This is a genomic window from Streptomyces sp. NPDC029044, assembly GCF_040637495.1.
Classification (GTDB): domain Bacteria; phylum Actinomycetota; class Actinomycetes; order Streptomycetales; family Streptomycetaceae; genus Streptomyces.
Genome location: NZ_JBEZWN010000001.1, coordinates 248,357 through 263,483 on the forward strand (window position 1 = coordinate 248,357; position 15,127 = coordinate 263,483).

Below are 15,127 nucleotides of genomic sequence, written 5' to 3' on the forward strand. Positions count from 1 at the left end.
TTGCCGCGTGGGGGCTCATTGAAGCAGGATCCCTTGCAGAAACCGTGAGCGCCTTGTGCGAAGGAGACCCGCTGCCGATGTCCCGCCGCACCGACCTGAGGTTCCGCGCCACCACAGCCGTCCAGCGCCGCCTCAACCCGTTGTTGCGCCGCCTGCCCCTCCAGACGGTTCTGGAGACGACGGGCCGCGTCTCGGGGCAGCCCCGCCGGACACCGGTGGGCGGGCGCCGCGTCGGCGGCTCCTTCTGGCTGGTGTCGGAGTTCGGCGAACGGTCGCAGTACGTGCGCAACATCATGGCGGATCCGCGGGTACGGGTACGGATCCGCGGGCGCTGGCACGAGGGCACCGCCCATCTGATGCCGCAGGACGATCCGGTGGCGCGGCTGCGGGGGCTGCCGCGGATCAACAGCCTGGGGGTGCGGGCCCTGGGGACGAACCTGCTGACGGTGCGGGTGGACCTGGACGGCTGAAGGGTCTTCGCACCAGGAGCGTCCGATCAGGGCGCGTGGTCTGGTGCCGTGCAACGCGGCGAGGTGCGGTGCCTGACCGCGCGCCCCGGACGGGCCTGGTGAAAGGACGTCTGAGGGGCCTCACCCGGGCCAGACGATCGCCTGCACCTCGCTGTAGGCGTGCAGCGCGTACGAGCCGACGTCCCGGCCGACGCCGCTCCTCTTGAAGCCGCCGAAGGGCGCCTCCATGTTCCGCCCGACGGTGTTCACGCCCACCCCGCCGGCCCGCAGCCGCCGGGCCACCCGGAAGGCCCGGGCCACGTCGCCCGACCAGACGTAGTCGATGAGGCCGTAGTCGGTGTCGTTGGCGAGCGCGACGGCCTCCTCCTCGTCGTCGAAGGGGACGACGGCCACCACCGGCCCGAAGATCTCCTCGCGGACCACGCGCATGTCGTTGGTGCAGCCGGCCAGGAGGGCCGGCGCGACGTAGAAGCCGCGGGGCAGGTCCGGGCGTTCGCCGCCCGCGACCACCACCGCGCCTTCCTTCCGGCCCAGTTCGACGTACGCCTCCACCCGGTCCCGGTGGGCCGCCGAGATCACCGGTCCGACCACGGTGTCCGGCTCGCGCGGGTCGCCGACCTTCAGCCGGCCCGCGTAGGCGGCCAGTTGTTCCACCAGCCGGTCGTGGATGCCGCGCTGCGCCAGGACGCGTGTCGGTGCCGTGCAGATCTGGCCGCTGTAGAAGGAGAAGGTGGTGCCGATCCCGGCGACGGCCGAGCGGAGGTCGGCGTCGTCGAAGACGAGCGCGGCGCCCTTCCCGCCCAGCTCCATCAACTGCCGTTTCATGTCGCGCCCGCACACCTCGGCGATGCGCTGCCCGACCGCCGTGGAACCGGTGAAGCTGACCATGTCGACGTCCGGTGACGCCACGGCCGCCTCACCGACCCCGGTCGACCGGCCGGACACCACGTTCACCACGCCCGGCGGCACACCCGCCTCTTCCAGCGCCCGCGCCATCCGGTAGACCGACAGCGGATCCTGCGGGGCCGGCTTCACCACCACCGTGTTGCCCATGGCCAGGGCCGGCGCGACCTTTCCGGCCGGGTTGGCCCAGGGATTGTTGTACGAGGTGACGCAGGTGACGACCCCGACCGGCTGCCGGACGGCCAGGGCGCCCATCACACCGGCCTTCCCCATCGGCCCGGCCTCGTTGATCTGGGGCGGTACCGGCCACTCGGAGGGCTCCACCCGCGCGTAGCGGCGGAAACGGGCGGCGGCGACGCCGACCTGCATGCCGCGTGCGGTGCCGAGGGTCGCTCCGGTCTCCGCCCGGGCCAGATCCGCGTACTCCGGCAGCCGGCCGCCGATGATCCCCGCCGCCCGGCCCAGCACCGCGGCCCGCTCCTCCGGTGCGGTGCGCGACCACGGCCCGAAGGCCTCGCGGGCCGCCGCGCAGGCCGCGAGCACCTGCTCCCGCGAGGCCTCCGGCGCCCACCCGACGGTCTCCTCGTTCGCCGGGTCGATCACCTCGTAGTGCCCGTCGTCCGGCTCCACCCAGGAGCCGCCGACGAACAGCGGCTGCCGTGCCGTCACCGCGTGCTCACCGTCTCCGTGTCCCGCCCGGAGCGGAGCACCCGGCCCGGTACGGCCCCGGTCACCACGTCGTCCCGGATCGCCTCGACTCCGTTGACCCACACGGCCCGCACGCCCAGCGCCCGGGAGTCCAGGCGCGGACTGCCGCCCGGCAGGTCGTGCACCAGGGTGGCCGGGCCCGCGTCGATCCGCTCCGGGTCGAGCAGGACCAGGTCGGCGTGCCAGCCCTCCCGCACCTGCCCCCGCTCGCGCAGCCCGAAGAGGCGGGCCGGGTCGTCGGTCAGCATCTTCACGGCCTGCTCCAGACCGACCAGCTTCCGGCCCCGCAGACAGTCCCCGAGGAACCGGGTGGTGTAGGGCGCCCCGCACATCCGGTCCAGGTGGGCGCCCGCGTCGGACCCGCCGAGCAGCACGTCCTCGTGCTGCCAGGTCCGGGCCCGCAGCGCCCAGGACGCCGGGTCGTTGTCGGTCGGCATCGGCCACAGCACCGTGCGCAGATCGTCGTTGGCGCAGATCTCCACCAGACAGGCGAAGGGCTCCTGCCCGCGCTCCTCGGCGATGTCCCGCACCACGCGCCCGGTGAGCCCGGCGTTCGCCTCGCTGTAGGTGTCGCCGATGACGTACCGCCCGAAGTTCGCGAGCCGCCGGAAGACGCCCGCCTCCTTGGAGTTCGCCCGTCGCAGCAGCTCGGCCCGCACGTCCGGGTCGCGCAGCTTCTCGATCCGCTCGGGGACGGGCAGTGCGAGCACCGGTCCCCACCCGGGGATGAGGTTCAGCGCGCAGAACGTCCCCAGCGACATGTTCATGGGGGTGAGGATCGGCATGGTGAGCGCCACGACCCTGCCGCCGGCCTTCCGCGCCTGCTCGCTCGCCAGCAGCTGCCGGGGCACGCGCTCGGGGACGGCCGCGTCGATGGTCAGCACGTTCCAGTTCAGCGGCCGGCCCGCCACCGCGCTCATCTCCACGAACAGGTCGATCTCCGCGTCGCTGAACTGGTCCAGACAGCCCGCGACGATCGCCTCGATCTGCGTGCCCTCGCACTCCCCCACGGCCCGGGCCAGCGCCAGCAGCTCGGCCGGCTGGGCATGCCGCGAGGCGACCGGCTGCCCGTCCCCGTCGGAGTGACTGCTCGACTGGGTCGTGGACAGCCCCCAGGCCCCGGCGTCCATGGCCTCCCGCAGCAGCCGCACCATCGCGGCGAGCTGTCCCTGGCTCGGCTGTCCGCCCACCGCGTCCGGCCCCATCACGTACCGGCGCAGCGCACAGTGCCCCACCATGAAACCGGCGTTGACGGCGATCCGCCCTTCCAGGGCGTCCAGGTACTCCCCGAACGAATGCCAGCTCCAGGGCGCCCCCTCCTCCAGCGCCACCAGCGCCATGCCCTCGACCCTGGACATCATCCGCCGCGTGTAGTCGGCGTCCTCGGGCCGATCCGGATGCAGCGGCGCCAGCGTGAACCCGCAGTTCCCGCCGGCGACGGTGGTGACCCCGTGGTTGAGCGAGGGCGTGGCGTACGGATCCCAGAAGAGCTGGGCGTCGTAGTGGGTGTGGGGGTCGACGAAGCCGGGGGTGAGGACGAGCCCGGTGGCGTCCTCGACCGACCGTGATTCCTCGGAGACCGTCCCTACCACGGAGATACGGCCGTCCCTGATGCCGACGTCCGCGGTGAAGCCGGGCGCACCGGACCCGTCGACGACGGTCGCCCCTTTGATGACGTGATCGAGCATGGGGGTTCACCTCCTGATGGGCAGCGGGATGTCCCACCTGGGGGCGCGGGGAACTGCGCGACCGGCCACAGCGCACCCGCACCCGCCGACGGCGATCAAGCGGCACTCCGGAACCGCGAAGTCCGATGCACGGGATCCGTATCGATCCTGGGAATCACGTACTCCCCGACCAGCCGGATCGTCTGGAGCGTCTCCTCCTTCGGCACCCCCACCGGCAACCCGAAACTCAGCTGATCCGCCCCGGCCTGCTCCCACCGCTTGCACTGCCGCAGCACGTCGTCGGGATCCCCGCAGATCAGCAGCTCCTCCTCGATGAGGGCCTCCACGAACTCCTCGGTGTACTCCGGCAGCGTCTCCGGCCACACCGGGAACCCTTCGGGCCGCGGGAACGTGTCGTGGTACCGGAACACCAGGGAGGGCAGATAGTGCAGCCCTCCGCTCGCCGCGATCCGCACCGCCTCCTCGTGGGTCGGCGCGCAGATCGCCGTGGTCGTCACCATCACGTTGTCGTTGACGAACGCGCCGACCGGCTCCGCGTCCACGATCGCCGTCTTGTACTGCTCCAGCACCCACTCCATGTCGGAGACCTTCTGGACGCTGAAGCCGAGCACGCCGAGCCCCTTCTTCGCGGCCATGGCGTACGACGGCGGTGACCCGGCCGCGTACCACATCGCCGGGTGCGAGCCGCCGTACGGCTTCGGCAGGACCTTCCTCGGCGGCAGCGACCAGTGCTTGCCCTGGAAGCCCTGGTACTCGTCCTGGAGCCACATCCTGGGGAACTCGGCGATGGTCTCCTCCCAGAGTTCCTTGGTGTGGTTCATGTCGGTCACCCCCGGCATGAACCCGAGGATCTCGTGGGATCCGGCGCCGCGCCCGCTGCCGAACTCGAAGCGGTTGCCGCTGAGGTGGTCGAGCATGGCGACCTTCTCCGCGACCTTCACCGGGTGGTTGACCGGGGCGAGCGGGTTGAAGATCCCCGAGCCGAGATGGATCCGCTCGGTCGCGTGCGCCAGGTACCCGAGGAAGACGTCGTTGGCGGACAGGTGCGAGTACTCGTCCAGGAAGTGGTGCTCGGAGGCCCAGGCGTACTTGAAGCCGGACTTGTCGGCCTGGATGACGTACTCGGTCTCCTCCATCAGCGCCTTGTGCTCGGCGAGCGGGTCGGTCTCGGCCCGTTTGCCGACGTATCCCTGAACGAAGATGCCGAATTCCAAGGAGGTTCACCGCCCCACGGTCAGTTCTGACGCACCGTCAGATTTATGGCTCCGACTGTTCCACCGGCCTCCGAGGCCGTCAATAGCTGATGCTCCGCCAGCTGATGCTCCGTCAGCTGTTGCCGTCAGACGACGCTGACCCCCGCCAGCCACCCGCCGTCGATCACGAACGGCTGCCCCGTGATGTACGACGAGTCCTCCGAGGTCAGGAACAGCGCGAGCCGGGCCACCTCCTCGGGCCGCCCGGCCCTGCCCAGCGGCACGAGCCTGCGGTACAGCCGGTCGAGGCCCCGTGCCGTCTCCTCCGGGTCGGCGTCCGGGTCGAGCCGGGCCGGGTTGGACATCGCCGTGTCGACGGCCCCCGGGCAGACGGCGTTGACGCGTATCCCGCGCCCGGCCAGTTCCAGGGCGGCGACCCGGGTCAGGCCGACCACGGCGTGCTTGGTCGCCGCGTAGGCGCCCACCGCGGCCATTCCGGTCAGGCCCGTGTAGGAGGCGGTGTTGACGATCGTGCCCCCGTCGGCCATCTCCGGGGCGACCGTCTTCATGCCGAGGAAGCAGCCCACCTGGTTGACCTGCACGACCTGCATGAACTCGTCGAGGGGTGTGTCGAGGAGAGAGTTGAAGCGCAGGATGCCGGCGTTGTTGACGAGCCCGTCGACGTGGCCGTACGCGTCCTTGGTGGCCGTGACGGCGGCCTGCCAGTCGTCCTCCCGCCCCACGTCCAGATGGACGTAGCGCGCGCCGATCTCCTTCGCGAGGGCCTCGCCCTGGTCGTCGAGCACGTCCGTGAGGACCACCCGGGCCCCCTCGGCCGCGAACAGCCGGGCCTCCTGCTCGCCCTGGCCGCGTGCGGCGCCGGTGACGATGACGACCCGTCCGTCGAGCTTGCCCATGGGGTCTCCTCACAGCTCGGGGGCGACCTCGGCGCCGAACGCCGCGATCTGGTCGGTGAGTTCGCTGCGGCTCCGGCTGCGGAACCGCACCTGGATCCGGTGCACTCCCATCGCCCGGTACGCCCGCAGCGACTCGGCGAGCTCCTGCGGCCCGCCGGTGAGGGTACGGCGCCCCACCTCCCACCGGGGCGTGCCGACGTACAGCGGCTCGGCTATGGCACCCACGGTGAACGGGCCCCGCGCACCGGCCTTCTCGCGCAGTTCCCTGATCCGGGCGATCTGCCCGGGCAGCCGGTCCCTCGGATCGCCCTGCGGCAGCCACCCGTCGCCCTTGAGCGCGGCCCGGCGTACGGCGGCGGGGGAGCTGCCCCCCACCCAGACGGGGATCCGGTCCTGCGCCGGCCGGGGCCGCTGCCCGAGCCCCTCGAAGTCGTACAGCTTGCCGTGGTGCTCGGGGAACTCGTCGGGCCCCAGGGCGGCGCGCAGGGCGTCGAGGCACTCGTCCAGCACGGCTCCGCGCCCGCGGAAGTCGACGCCCAGGGCCTCGAACTCCTCCTGGACGTGCCCGGCGCCGACCCCGAGGATCAGGCGACCGCTCGAAAGGTGGTCGAGGGTGGCGTACTGCTTGGCGGTGAGCAGGGGGTGCCGCAGCCCGACGATCGCGACGTGGCTGAGCAGCCGGACGCGTTCGGTGGCGGCGGCGAGGAAGGCGAGGGTGGCGACGGGGTCGTACCAGACGGTGCTCATCGCGGCGGCCAGCCGGCGGGGGATGCCGACGTGATCACAACCGGCCAGGTAGTCGAATCCGGCCCGGTCGGCGGCGCGGGCGATCTCCAGCAGGTCGTCCGGGCCGGCCTCCGCCTCCCACGCCTCGGCGTAGAGGGTGCTCTGGGACTGGACGGGGAGCTGCATCCCGTAGCGCAGGCTCACCGCGCACCACCGCCGCCGCCCGGCCACAGGCCTTCCTCCGTCAGCCCGAGCAGCTCGATGGCGTTGCCGCGCACGATCCGCTCGACCACGTCTGCCGCCAGATGCCCCATCTGCGCCTCGCCGACCTCGCGGGACTTGGGCCAGGTGGAGTCGGAGTGCGGGTAGTCGGTCTCGTAGAGGACGTTGCCGACGCCGATGGAGTCGAGGTTGCGCAGGCCGAAGGCGTCGTCGAAGAAGCAGCCGTAGACGTGCTCGGCGAAGAGTTCGGACGGCGGCCGGTGCACCTTGTCGGCGACCCCGCCCCAGCCGCGGTTCTCCTCCCACACCACGTCGGCCCGCTCCAGGATGTAGGGGATCCAGCCGATCTGGCCCTCGGCGTACATGACCTTGAGGTTCGGGAACTGCTCGAACTTGCCGCTCATCAGCCAGTCGACCATGGAGAAGCAGCAGTTGGCGTAGGTGATGGTGGAGCCGACGGCGGGCGGGGCGTCGGCGGAGGTGGACGGCATGCGGCTGCTGGAGCCGATGTGCATGGCGATGACGGTGCCGGTCTCGTCGCAGGCCTGGAGGAACGGGTCCCAGCCGTCGGTGTGGATGGAGGGCAGTCCGAGGAACGGCGGTATCTCGGAGAAGGCGACGGCACGGACCCCGCGGGCGGCGTTGCGCCGGACCTCGGCCGCCGCCAGCCCGGCGTCCCACAGCGGGACGATGGGCAGGGGGATGAGCCGCCCGTGCGCGTCCGGGCCGCACCACTCCTCCACCATCCAGTCGTTGTAGGCCCGTACGCAGAGCAGGCCCAGCTCGTGGTCCTTCGCCTCGGTGAAGGTCTGGCCGCAGAAGCGCGGGAACGTGGGGAAACAGAGGGCGGACTGGACGTGGTTGACGTCCATGTCGGCGAGCCGCTCGGTGACGTCGTAGGACCCGGGGCGCATCTGCTCGTAGGTGATGACCTCCAGCCGGATCTCGTCCCTGTCGTACCCGACGGCGGTGTCGAGCCGGGTCAGGGGCCGCCGCAGATCCTCGTAGACCCACCAGTCGCCGACGGGCCCCTCGTCACCGGGCTGCCCCATGACCGGCTTGAAACGGCCCCCGAGGAACGTCATCTCCTTCACAGGAGCCCGGACGATGCGTGGTCCGGCACCCCGGTACTTCTCCGGGAGCCGGTCCTGCCAGACGCCCGCGGGCTCCACGGTGTGGTCGTCCACGGAGATGATCAGCGGAAACGTGCTGTCGTGGGTGTCCATGGCGCTCACGGTAGCGCTGATCTGACGGCCCGTCAGCTACACGGGTGAGGGCTGTTTCCGGACGTGATGGCGTGATCCAGTCGACCTGACCGCGCGTGTGCGGAGAGACTGTGCAGACTTCATGGACTCCCGTGTGCCGCCCTGTGATCGGCGTCTCCCACGGCTGACGTATCCGCCGTCAACAAGGCAAACTGGCGTGGTTGCTCAGGATGTCTAGGGGGACTGCATGGACGGTGTACCGAACGGTGTGCCGCGCGTACCGGAGCAGCGGCGTTTCGACTCCACGCCGTCATCGCCGGAGTCGGCGGCGACGGCCGGGCCGGAGGAGCCGGAGGGACCCGCCGAGTCCCTCAGCCTGCGCTTCAGCGTGCTCGGCCCCGTGCGCGCCTGGCGCGGTGACGAGCCGGTCGCCACCGGATCCCCCCAGCAACGCGCCCTGCTCGCCGCCCTGCTGCTGCGCGAGGGCCGGACGGCCACGGCGGCGGAGCTGATCGACGCCCTGTGGGGCGAGGAATCGCCCTCGCAGGCGCTGGCGGCGGTACGGACGTACGCCTCCCGCCTGCGCAAGGTGCTGGACCAGGGCGGCGAAGGGCGCCGGCCGGGCGGCACCGCCGCCGTCCTGGTCAGCGAGTCCGGCGGCTACGCTGTCCGCGGTCTCGCCGAGGGCGCCCTGGACCTCGCCGTCGCGCAGGATCTGGCGACCGAGGCGGAGAAGGCCCGCTCCGCCGGCGACCTCTGCCACGCCCGCGACACCCTGCGCCGCGCCCTCGCCCTGTGGGACGGGGAGACCCTGGCGGGAGTGCCCGGCCCCTACGCGGAGGCCCAGCGGGTGCGCCTGGAGGAGTGGCGGCTGCAACTTCTCGAATCCCGCCTGGACATGGACCTGGAGCAGGGCTGCCACGCCGAGGCCGTCTCCGAGCTCACGGCCCTCACCGCGGCCCACCCGCTGCGCGAGCGGCTCCGCGAGCTCCTGATGCTGGCGCTCTACCGCAGCGGCCGCCAGGCCGAGGCACTGGCCGTGTACGCCGACACCCGCCGTCTGCTCGCCGACGAACTCGGTGTGGACCCGCGCCCCGGCCTGAGCGAGTTGCAGCAGCGGATCCTCCAGGCGGACCCCTCGCTGGCGGAGCCCTCCTCCCCGGCCCCCGAGCCTGCCGCGGTCCCGGTACGCCCCGCACAACTGCCCGCCACCGTCCCGGACTTCACCGGCCGCTCGGCGTTCGTCCGCGAACTCGGCGACATCCTCGCCTTCGCCGAGGGCCGGGTCATGGCCGTCTCGGCCCTGGCCGGGATCGGCGGCGTCGGCAAGACGACCCTCGCGGTGCACGTGGCCCACCAGGCACGCACGGCGTTCCCGGACGGGCAGCTCTACGTCGACCTCCAGGGCGCGGGCGCCCGGGCGGCGGAGCCGGAGACGGTCCTCGGCTCCTTCCTGCGCGCCCTCGGCACGGCCGACTCGGCGATCCCCGACTCCCTGGAGGAGCGCGCGGCCCTCTACCGCTCGGTCCTGGCCGGGCGCCGGGTGCTGGTCCTGCTGGACAACGCCCGGGACGCCGCCCAGGTCCGCCCCCTGCTGCCCGGCACGGACGGCTGCGCCGCGCTGGTCACCTCCCGCACGCGGATGGTGGACCTGGCGGGCGCCCACCTGATCGACCTGGACGTGATGTCCCCGGACGAGGCGCTGGCGCTGTTCACGAAGATCGTGGGCGAGGAGCGGGTGGCGTCCGAGCGGAAGGCCGCCCTGGACGTCGTGGCGGCCTGCGGCTTCCTGCCGCTGGCCATCCGCATCGCGGCGTCCCGGCTGGCGGCCCGCCGCACCTGGACGGTGTCCGTCCTCGCGGCGAAGCTCGCCGACGAGCGCCGCCGCCTGGACGAACTCCAGGCCGGCGACCTGGCCGTCAAGGCCACCTTCGAACTCGGCTACGGCCAGCTGGAACCCGCCCAGGCCCGCGCGTTCCGCCTGCTGGGCCTCGCGGACGGCCCCGACATCTCCCTCGCCGCAGCGGCGGCGGTCCTGGACCTGCCGGTCGAGGACACGGAGGACCTGCTGGAGTCCCTCGTGGACACCTCCCTCCTCGAATCGGCCGCCCCCGGTCGCTACCGCTTCCACGACCTGGTCCGGCTCTACGCGCGTGCCTGCGCCGAACGGGACGAACTCCCCCCGAGCGAACGGGGATCGGCACTGTCCCGGCTGCTCGACTTCTACCTGGCGTCGGCGGCGGGCGTGTACGCGATCGAACGGCCGGGAGACCGGCTGGTGGACCATCTGGAACCCACGTCGTACCCGGGGCTGCGCTTCGACGACCGGCACGCCGCGCAGGACTGGCTGTACGCGGAGGCCATCTGCCTCCTCGCGTGCGTACGGCAGTCCGCGGGACGGCCGGAGACCCTCCCCCGGGCGATCGACATGCTGTGGGCCGCGCACGACCTCTCCGAGTCGGGGGCCAATTCCAAGGAGTACGAGGCGACCGCCCAGGCGCTCGTCGGCGCGGCCCGCTCGCACGGCCTCGGGCGGGCGGAGGCACGAGCGCTGATGACGCTCGTCAACGTCCACCACGTGGGCGGCCGTTTCGAACGGGCCGAGGAGGAGGCGGAACGGGCCATCCGCCTCGCGCAGGAGTCCGACGACCTGCTCCCCGTCTGCTGGGCGCGCAACGCCCGCGGCATCATCGCGCTGTACCAGAACCGGCACACGGACGGCGAGGAGCACCTCTCCCGGGCCATCGAGCACTTCCGGGCCCTGGGCGACCGCCCGGGTGAGGCCGCCGCGCTCTGCAACCTCTCCCGGATCCACCTGGCGACCGGGCGGACCCAGAGCGCGGTCGCGCTGGCCCAGGAGGGCATCGACATCTACGACGGCATGGGCAACTCGATGCGCGGCGCGAACGCCCGCTACGCCCTCGGGCTCGCCCTCACCCAGAGCGGCGAACTGGGCAACGCGGCCGCCCGGCTCCAGGAGGCCCTGGAGGTGTTCCGCGACAGCAGGCAGCGCCTCTGGGAGGGCATGAGCCTGTTCCGGCTGGCCGAGGTGGATCTCGCCGCCCGGCGCGCGGCACGGGCGGCCGCCAACGCCGAGATGGCGCTCACCGTGCTGCGCGGGATCGGCGGGGAGTGGCGGCGGGGCAACGTCCTCACGGTGCTCGGGCGCGCGCTCAGCGGCATCGGCCAGACCGGCCGGGCCCAGGTCTGCTGGCAGGAAGCGGCCGGCATCTACGAGGAGCTGGGCTCGCCCGAGGCCGCCGAGGTGCGTGCGCTGCTGTCCCCGGTGCAGGCGGCCTGAGGCTCCGCCTGGGCGTTCATCATTCGTTTATCCCCCCACGCCATCATGGACGTAGTCGATCCGTCGCGTCGGGGGGCAGACGGGTCGCCGCACGGGTCTCGCTCCGGTTTCGGGGCGAGCGGCCCGGGCGGGCCTGCCCGGCCACCCTCGGGGGAGTGACCGGGCGGGCCCGCCGACCTCACTGCCTGTTCCACGCCAAGGGGAGTTGACGATCATGGGCGACGAGCTCAAGCCGCAGGACCTGCACGCCACGGACGAGCCGCTGGAGACCAAGGACCTGCACGCCACGGACGAGGGCGCCGTCAAGAAGCAGGACCTGCACGCCACCGGCGAGCCGCTGGAGACGAAGGACCTGCACGCCACGTCGGAGCCTTTCAAGCCGACGAAGTAAGCCACCGTTACACGGGGTTCGGCCGCGGCGGCGCGGAGGGGGAGCCGTCGCGGCCGAGGTGTGTCCGCGGGCAGGTGTCGTCACGTCACAGCGACACGACCCGCACGCCCGGCCCGCACAGCTTTCCCATGTCGTCCTCGTCGGACGTGAAGAGCACCGCGCCTGCGGGCTGCCGGCCCGCGATCACGGCCAGCGCCGCGTCGATCGCGTACCTGTGGCCGTGCAGGCCCGTTTCCTGGAGCAGGGAGACAGCGGCGTCGGCGACCTCCCGTGTCACGGGTTCCACCACGACACGCGACATCGCCCAAGCCCAGGCTTCGCGCCTCACCCGGCCGTGGTAAGCCTCGATCAGCGTCATCGAGCTGGTCACGACGCGGACGCCGGAACGGTGCGCGTCCTTGAGCCGGGCGAGCATCACCCGGTCCCCCAGGACGGTCCGGGACAACGCCTCGCAGTCCAGCACGTAGCAGGACGGCACCACTAGCTCGCCCTCCGGTCACGCTCGCCGGTCCCCGTGCCCTGCTCGGTGAAGTGGCGCTCGAACTCCCTGCGCTCGGTCTCGGCCGACGCGAGCTCGTCGTCAGTGACTGGACCGTGCTCGTTCTCCAGCCAGGCCACCAGTTCTCCGAGCCTGTCCAGCTCCCGCTGACGCTCTATGGCCCGTGTCACGTAGGAGCTGAAGCCACCGGACCCGACCTCCTGCCGGATCTCCTCGGCGAGCTCCTCCGGCAGCGTCACCGTGTACTTCTTCGTTGCCATACCACTTACCATACCGGTCCTGAGCGTGTTCGGCCCGGCGCGGTGCGGCGTCGGCCGCGGCGCGCGATAGTGGGTCCGAGATCACCCTCCCGAGCCCGAAGGCGGCCTCATGCCCGGCGAGCAGCCCCATCTCTACGAGACCCTCGACGACCGGTTCCGGACGGGCAGGTGTCAGGCGGGGGACTCACGGCTGGAGACGTTGTACGAGGGGTGCCGGTGGGCCGAGGGGCCGGTGTACGTGCCCGCCGGGCGGTATCTCGTGTGGAGCGACATCCCCAACGACCGGCTGCTGCGGTGGGACGAGACCACCGGGGCCGTCGGGGTGTTCCGCTCCCCCGCCGGGTACCCGAACGGCAGCACCCTGGACGGCCAGGGCCGTCTCATCACCTGTGAGCAGGGCAACCGGCGGGTGACCCGGACCGAGCACGACGGCTCGGTCACCGTGCTCGCCGAGCGGTTCCGGGGCAAGCGGCTCAACAGCCCGAACGACGCCGTGGTGAGGTCGGACGGGTCGGTGTGGTTCTCCGACCCCGAGTTCGGGATCGCCACCGACTACGAGGGGCATCGCGCCGAGAGCGAGATCGGGGCCCGCAACGTCTACCGCGTCGACCCCGTGACCGGTGAGGTGCGGCTGGTCGCCGACGGGTTCCAGGGGCCCAACGGACTGGTCTTCTCGCCGGACGAGCGGCAGTTGTACGTCTCGGACAGCGTCGCCAACCACATCCGCGTCTTCGACGTCGCCGAGGACGGCACCGCCCTGTCCGGCGGCGATGTCTTCGCCACGTGCGGCAACGGCAACTTCGACAACATCCGGTTCGACGACCGGGGGCGGCTCTGGGCCGCGGCGATGGCCGGGGGCGTGCACTGCTACGACCCCGACGGCACGCTGATCGGCCGCATCCTGGTGCCCGGCACCGTCGCCAACGTCCGCTTCGGCGGCGCCCGGCGCAACCGCCTGTTCATCGCGGCCGACACCACCCTGTACTCGCTGATGATGTCGGTCACCGGCACTCCGGCCCTGCCGATCGGCCGGTGACCGGGTCCCGCAGCGCGCCCTTCACGACCTTCCCGCTCGCGTTGCGCGGCAGGTCCGCGACGAAGCGGACGGTCCTGGGAACCTTGTAGTTCGCCATCTCCCTGCGGGACCAGGCGATCAGGTCGTCGGCGGTCAGCAGGGCGCCGGGGCGCCGTACGACGTAGGCCCTGCCGACCTCCCCGAGCCGGGCGTCCGGCACGCCGATCACCGCCACGTCCGCCACGTCCGGGTGAAGGCCCAGCAGCTGCTCTATCTCGGCGGGGTAGGCGTTGAAGCCGCCGACGATGAACATGTCCTTGAGGCGGTCGGTGATGCGCAGGTTGCCCGCGGCGTCCAGGACGCCGATGTCGCCGGTGCGCAGCCAGCCGTCCTCCGACAGCACCTCGGCGGTGGCCCGCTCGTCCTCGTAGTAGCCGCTCATGACGTGGAAGCCGCGCACCAGGACCTCGCCCGGCACGCCGGGTGCCAGGGGCCGGCCCTCGGGGTCCACGACCCGTATCCGCGTGCCGGGAATGGCCCGGCCCGAGGTGGAGGCGATCACCGTCGGGTCGTCGCCGCGCCGGCACATCGTGACGACACCGCTCGCTTCGGAGAGGCCGTAGGCGGTGAGGACCGTGCCGATGCCGAGTTCGGTGCGCAGCCGCTCCACCAGCCGCAGCGGCACGACCGCCGCTCCCGTCACGACCAGGCGCAGGGCCGTCAGGTCGTGGGCGTCGCGTGCGGGGTGGTCCAGCAGGGACTGGAGCAGGGTCGGAGGGCCGGGGAGCACGGAGATGCGCTCGGCGGCGATGTTGGCGAGGACCGTCGTCACGTTGAACACCGGCTGGGGGACCATCGTCGCGCCCCGCATGAGGCAGGCGATCACCCCGGCCTTGTAGCCGAAGGTGTGGAAGAAGGGGTTGACGATCAGGTAGCGGTCGCCCCGGGTGAGGCCCGCCAGGTCGCTCCAGATGCCGTACGCCCGCAGCGTCTGGCCGTGGGTGATGACGGCGCCCTTGGGCCGGCCCGTCGTACCCGAGGTGAAGATGATGTCCGAGGGCCAGGTCCCCTGGACGGCCGCGGACCTTCCGCGTACGTCGGCCGCCCCCACCCCTTCCCCCGAGGCCAGGAAGTCCTTCCAGGTCAGGAAGCCGGCCGGGGCGTCGTCCGAGAGGACGACCGCGTGCTTCAGGGCCGGCAGGCCGGGCAGCGGGCCGGCGCCGGGACCGTCTCCGGCCGCCCGTCGCAGGGACGCCACGTACGAGGTGCCGAGGAACGTGCCGGTGACGAACAGCAGCCGGGTGCCGCTGCGGCGCAGCACGTCCGCCGCCTCGGCGCCCTTGAACCGGGTGTTCAGCGGCACGAGCACCGCGCCCGCGGAGACCGCGCCCAGGGCCGCGACGATCCAGTCGAGCGAGTTCGGGGCCCAGATGCCGACCCGGTCACCCGGTTCGACCCCGGTCGCCATGCAGGCCGCCGCCGCGCGCTCGACCCGTGCGCCCAGTTCCGCGTAGGTGACGCGGGTCCGGCCCTCGACGACCGCCTCGACGTCCGCGTACTGCTCGGCCGCCGCCCTGACCAGGCCCGGAACGCTTCCCCATGCCGTATCCGCTCGCACAGCGCGCCTCC

The 15,127-nt window shown here is 72.3% G+C and carries 13 protein-coding genes; 4 read left to right on the forward strand and 9 right to left on the reverse strand.

What is annotated here, in order from left to right; translation table 11 throughout:
• Positions 1-77: 77 nt before the first annotated feature.
• Positions 78-470, forward strand: a complete 393-nt coding sequence (locus AB0E85_RS01180) for a nitroreductase/quinone reductase family protein (RefSeq protein ID WP_361921179.1) — start codon at positions 78-80, stop codon at positions 468-470.
• Between the two features lie 120 nt (positions 471-590).
• Here the strand turns inward: AB0E85_RS01180 and AB0E85_RS01185 are convergent, their stop codons facing one another.
• The 6 genes from AB0E85_RS01185 to AB0E85_RS01210 all read right to left on the reverse strand — a co-directional run bounded on the left by AB0E85_RS01185 (position 591) and on the right by AB0E85_RS01210 (position 8,053).
• Entirely contained in the window at positions 591-2,042 is a 1,452-nt protein-coding gene (locus AB0E85_RS01185; protein WP_361921181.1) for an aldehyde dehydrogenase family protein, read from the reverse strand.
• On the reverse strand, positions 2,039-3,769 hold the full coding sequence (locus AB0E85_RS01190) for a D-aminoacylase (protein WP_361921183.1): 1,731 nt from the start codon (positions 3,767-3,769) through the stop codon (positions 2,039-2,041). The genes AB0E85_RS01185 and AB0E85_RS01190 overlap by 4 nt, the downstream gene beginning before the upstream one ends.
• Before the next feature lie 95 nt (positions 3,770-3,864).
• Positions 3,865-4,983 (reverse strand): LLM class flavin-dependent oxidoreductase, encoded by a 1,119-nt coding sequence (locus AB0E85_RS01195; RefSeq protein WP_361921185.1) that lies wholly within the window; start codon positions 4,981-4,983, stop codon positions 3,865-3,867.
• A gap of 125 nt (positions 4,984-5,108) precedes the next feature.
• Complete coding sequence (locus AB0E85_RS01200; RefSeq protein WP_361921187.1) at positions 5,109-5,879, reverse strand: glucose 1-dehydrogenase; 771 nt, start codon at positions 5,877-5,879, stop codon at positions 5,109-5,111.
• A gap of 9 nt (positions 5,880-5,888) precedes the next feature.
• On the reverse strand, positions 5,889-6,791 hold the full coding sequence (locus tag AB0E85_RS01205) for a TIGR03619 family F420-dependent LLM class oxidoreductase (RefSeq protein WP_361921444.1): 903 nt from the start codon (positions 6,789-6,791) through the stop codon (positions 5,889-5,891).
• A gap of 14 nt (positions 6,792-6,805) precedes the next feature.
• The gene (locus tag AB0E85_RS01210; protein WP_361921189.1) at positions 6,806-8,053 is read right to left on the reverse strand and encodes an amidohydrolase family protein; all 1,248 of its coding nucleotides are present in this window, start codon (positions 8,051-8,053) and stop codon (positions 6,806-6,808) included.
• A 226-nt stretch (positions 8,054-8,279) separates the two neighbouring features.
• Here AB0E85_RS01210 and AB0E85_RS01215 point away from each other — a divergent pair, with 226 nt between their 5' ends.
• Positions 8,280-11,333: a BTAD domain-containing putative transcriptional regulator gene (locus AB0E85_RS01215; protein WP_361921191.1), complete on the forward strand. Its 3,054-nt coding sequence runs from the start codon at positions 8,280-8,282 to the stop codon at positions 11,331-11,333.
• Between the two features lie 214 nt (positions 11,334-11,547).
• Entirely contained in the window at positions 11,548-11,724 is a 177-nt protein-coding gene (locus AB0E85_RS01220) for a hypothetical protein (RefSeq protein WP_361921193.1), read from the forward strand.
• A gap of 85 nt (positions 11,725-11,809) precedes the next feature.
• Here the strand turns inward: AB0E85_RS01220 and AB0E85_RS01225 are convergent, their stop codons facing one another.
• On the reverse strand, positions 11,810-12,202 hold the full coding sequence (locus tag AB0E85_RS01225) for a PIN domain-containing protein (RefSeq protein ID WP_361921195.1): 393 nt from the start codon (positions 12,200-12,202) through the stop codon (positions 11,810-11,812).
• 2 nt (positions 12,203-12,204) lie between these two features.
• A complete protein-coding gene (locus AB0E85_RS01230) occupies positions 12,205-12,483 on the reverse strand; it encodes a hypothetical protein (RefSeq protein WP_361921197.1) in 279 nt (92 codons plus the stop codon).
• A 109-nt stretch (positions 12,484-12,592) separates the two neighbouring features.
• Between AB0E85_RS01230 and AB0E85_RS01235 the strand changes: the two genes are divergently transcribed.
• Positions 12,593-13,519, forward strand: a complete 927-nt coding sequence (locus tag AB0E85_RS01235) for an SMP-30/gluconolactonase/LRE family protein (RefSeq protein WP_361921199.1) — start codon at positions 12,593-12,595, stop codon at positions 13,517-13,519.
• Here the strand turns inward: AB0E85_RS01235 and AB0E85_RS01240 are convergent.
• The gene (locus tag AB0E85_RS01240; RefSeq protein ID WP_361921201.1) at positions 13,485-15,116 is read right to left on the reverse strand and encodes a FadD3 family acyl-CoA ligase; all 1,632 of its coding nucleotides are present in this window, start codon (positions 15,114-15,116) and stop codon (positions 13,485-13,487) included. The two genes, AB0E85_RS01235 and AB0E85_RS01240, sit on opposite strands and share 35 nt — an antisense overlap.
• Positions 15,117-15,127: the final 11 nt, after the last annotated feature.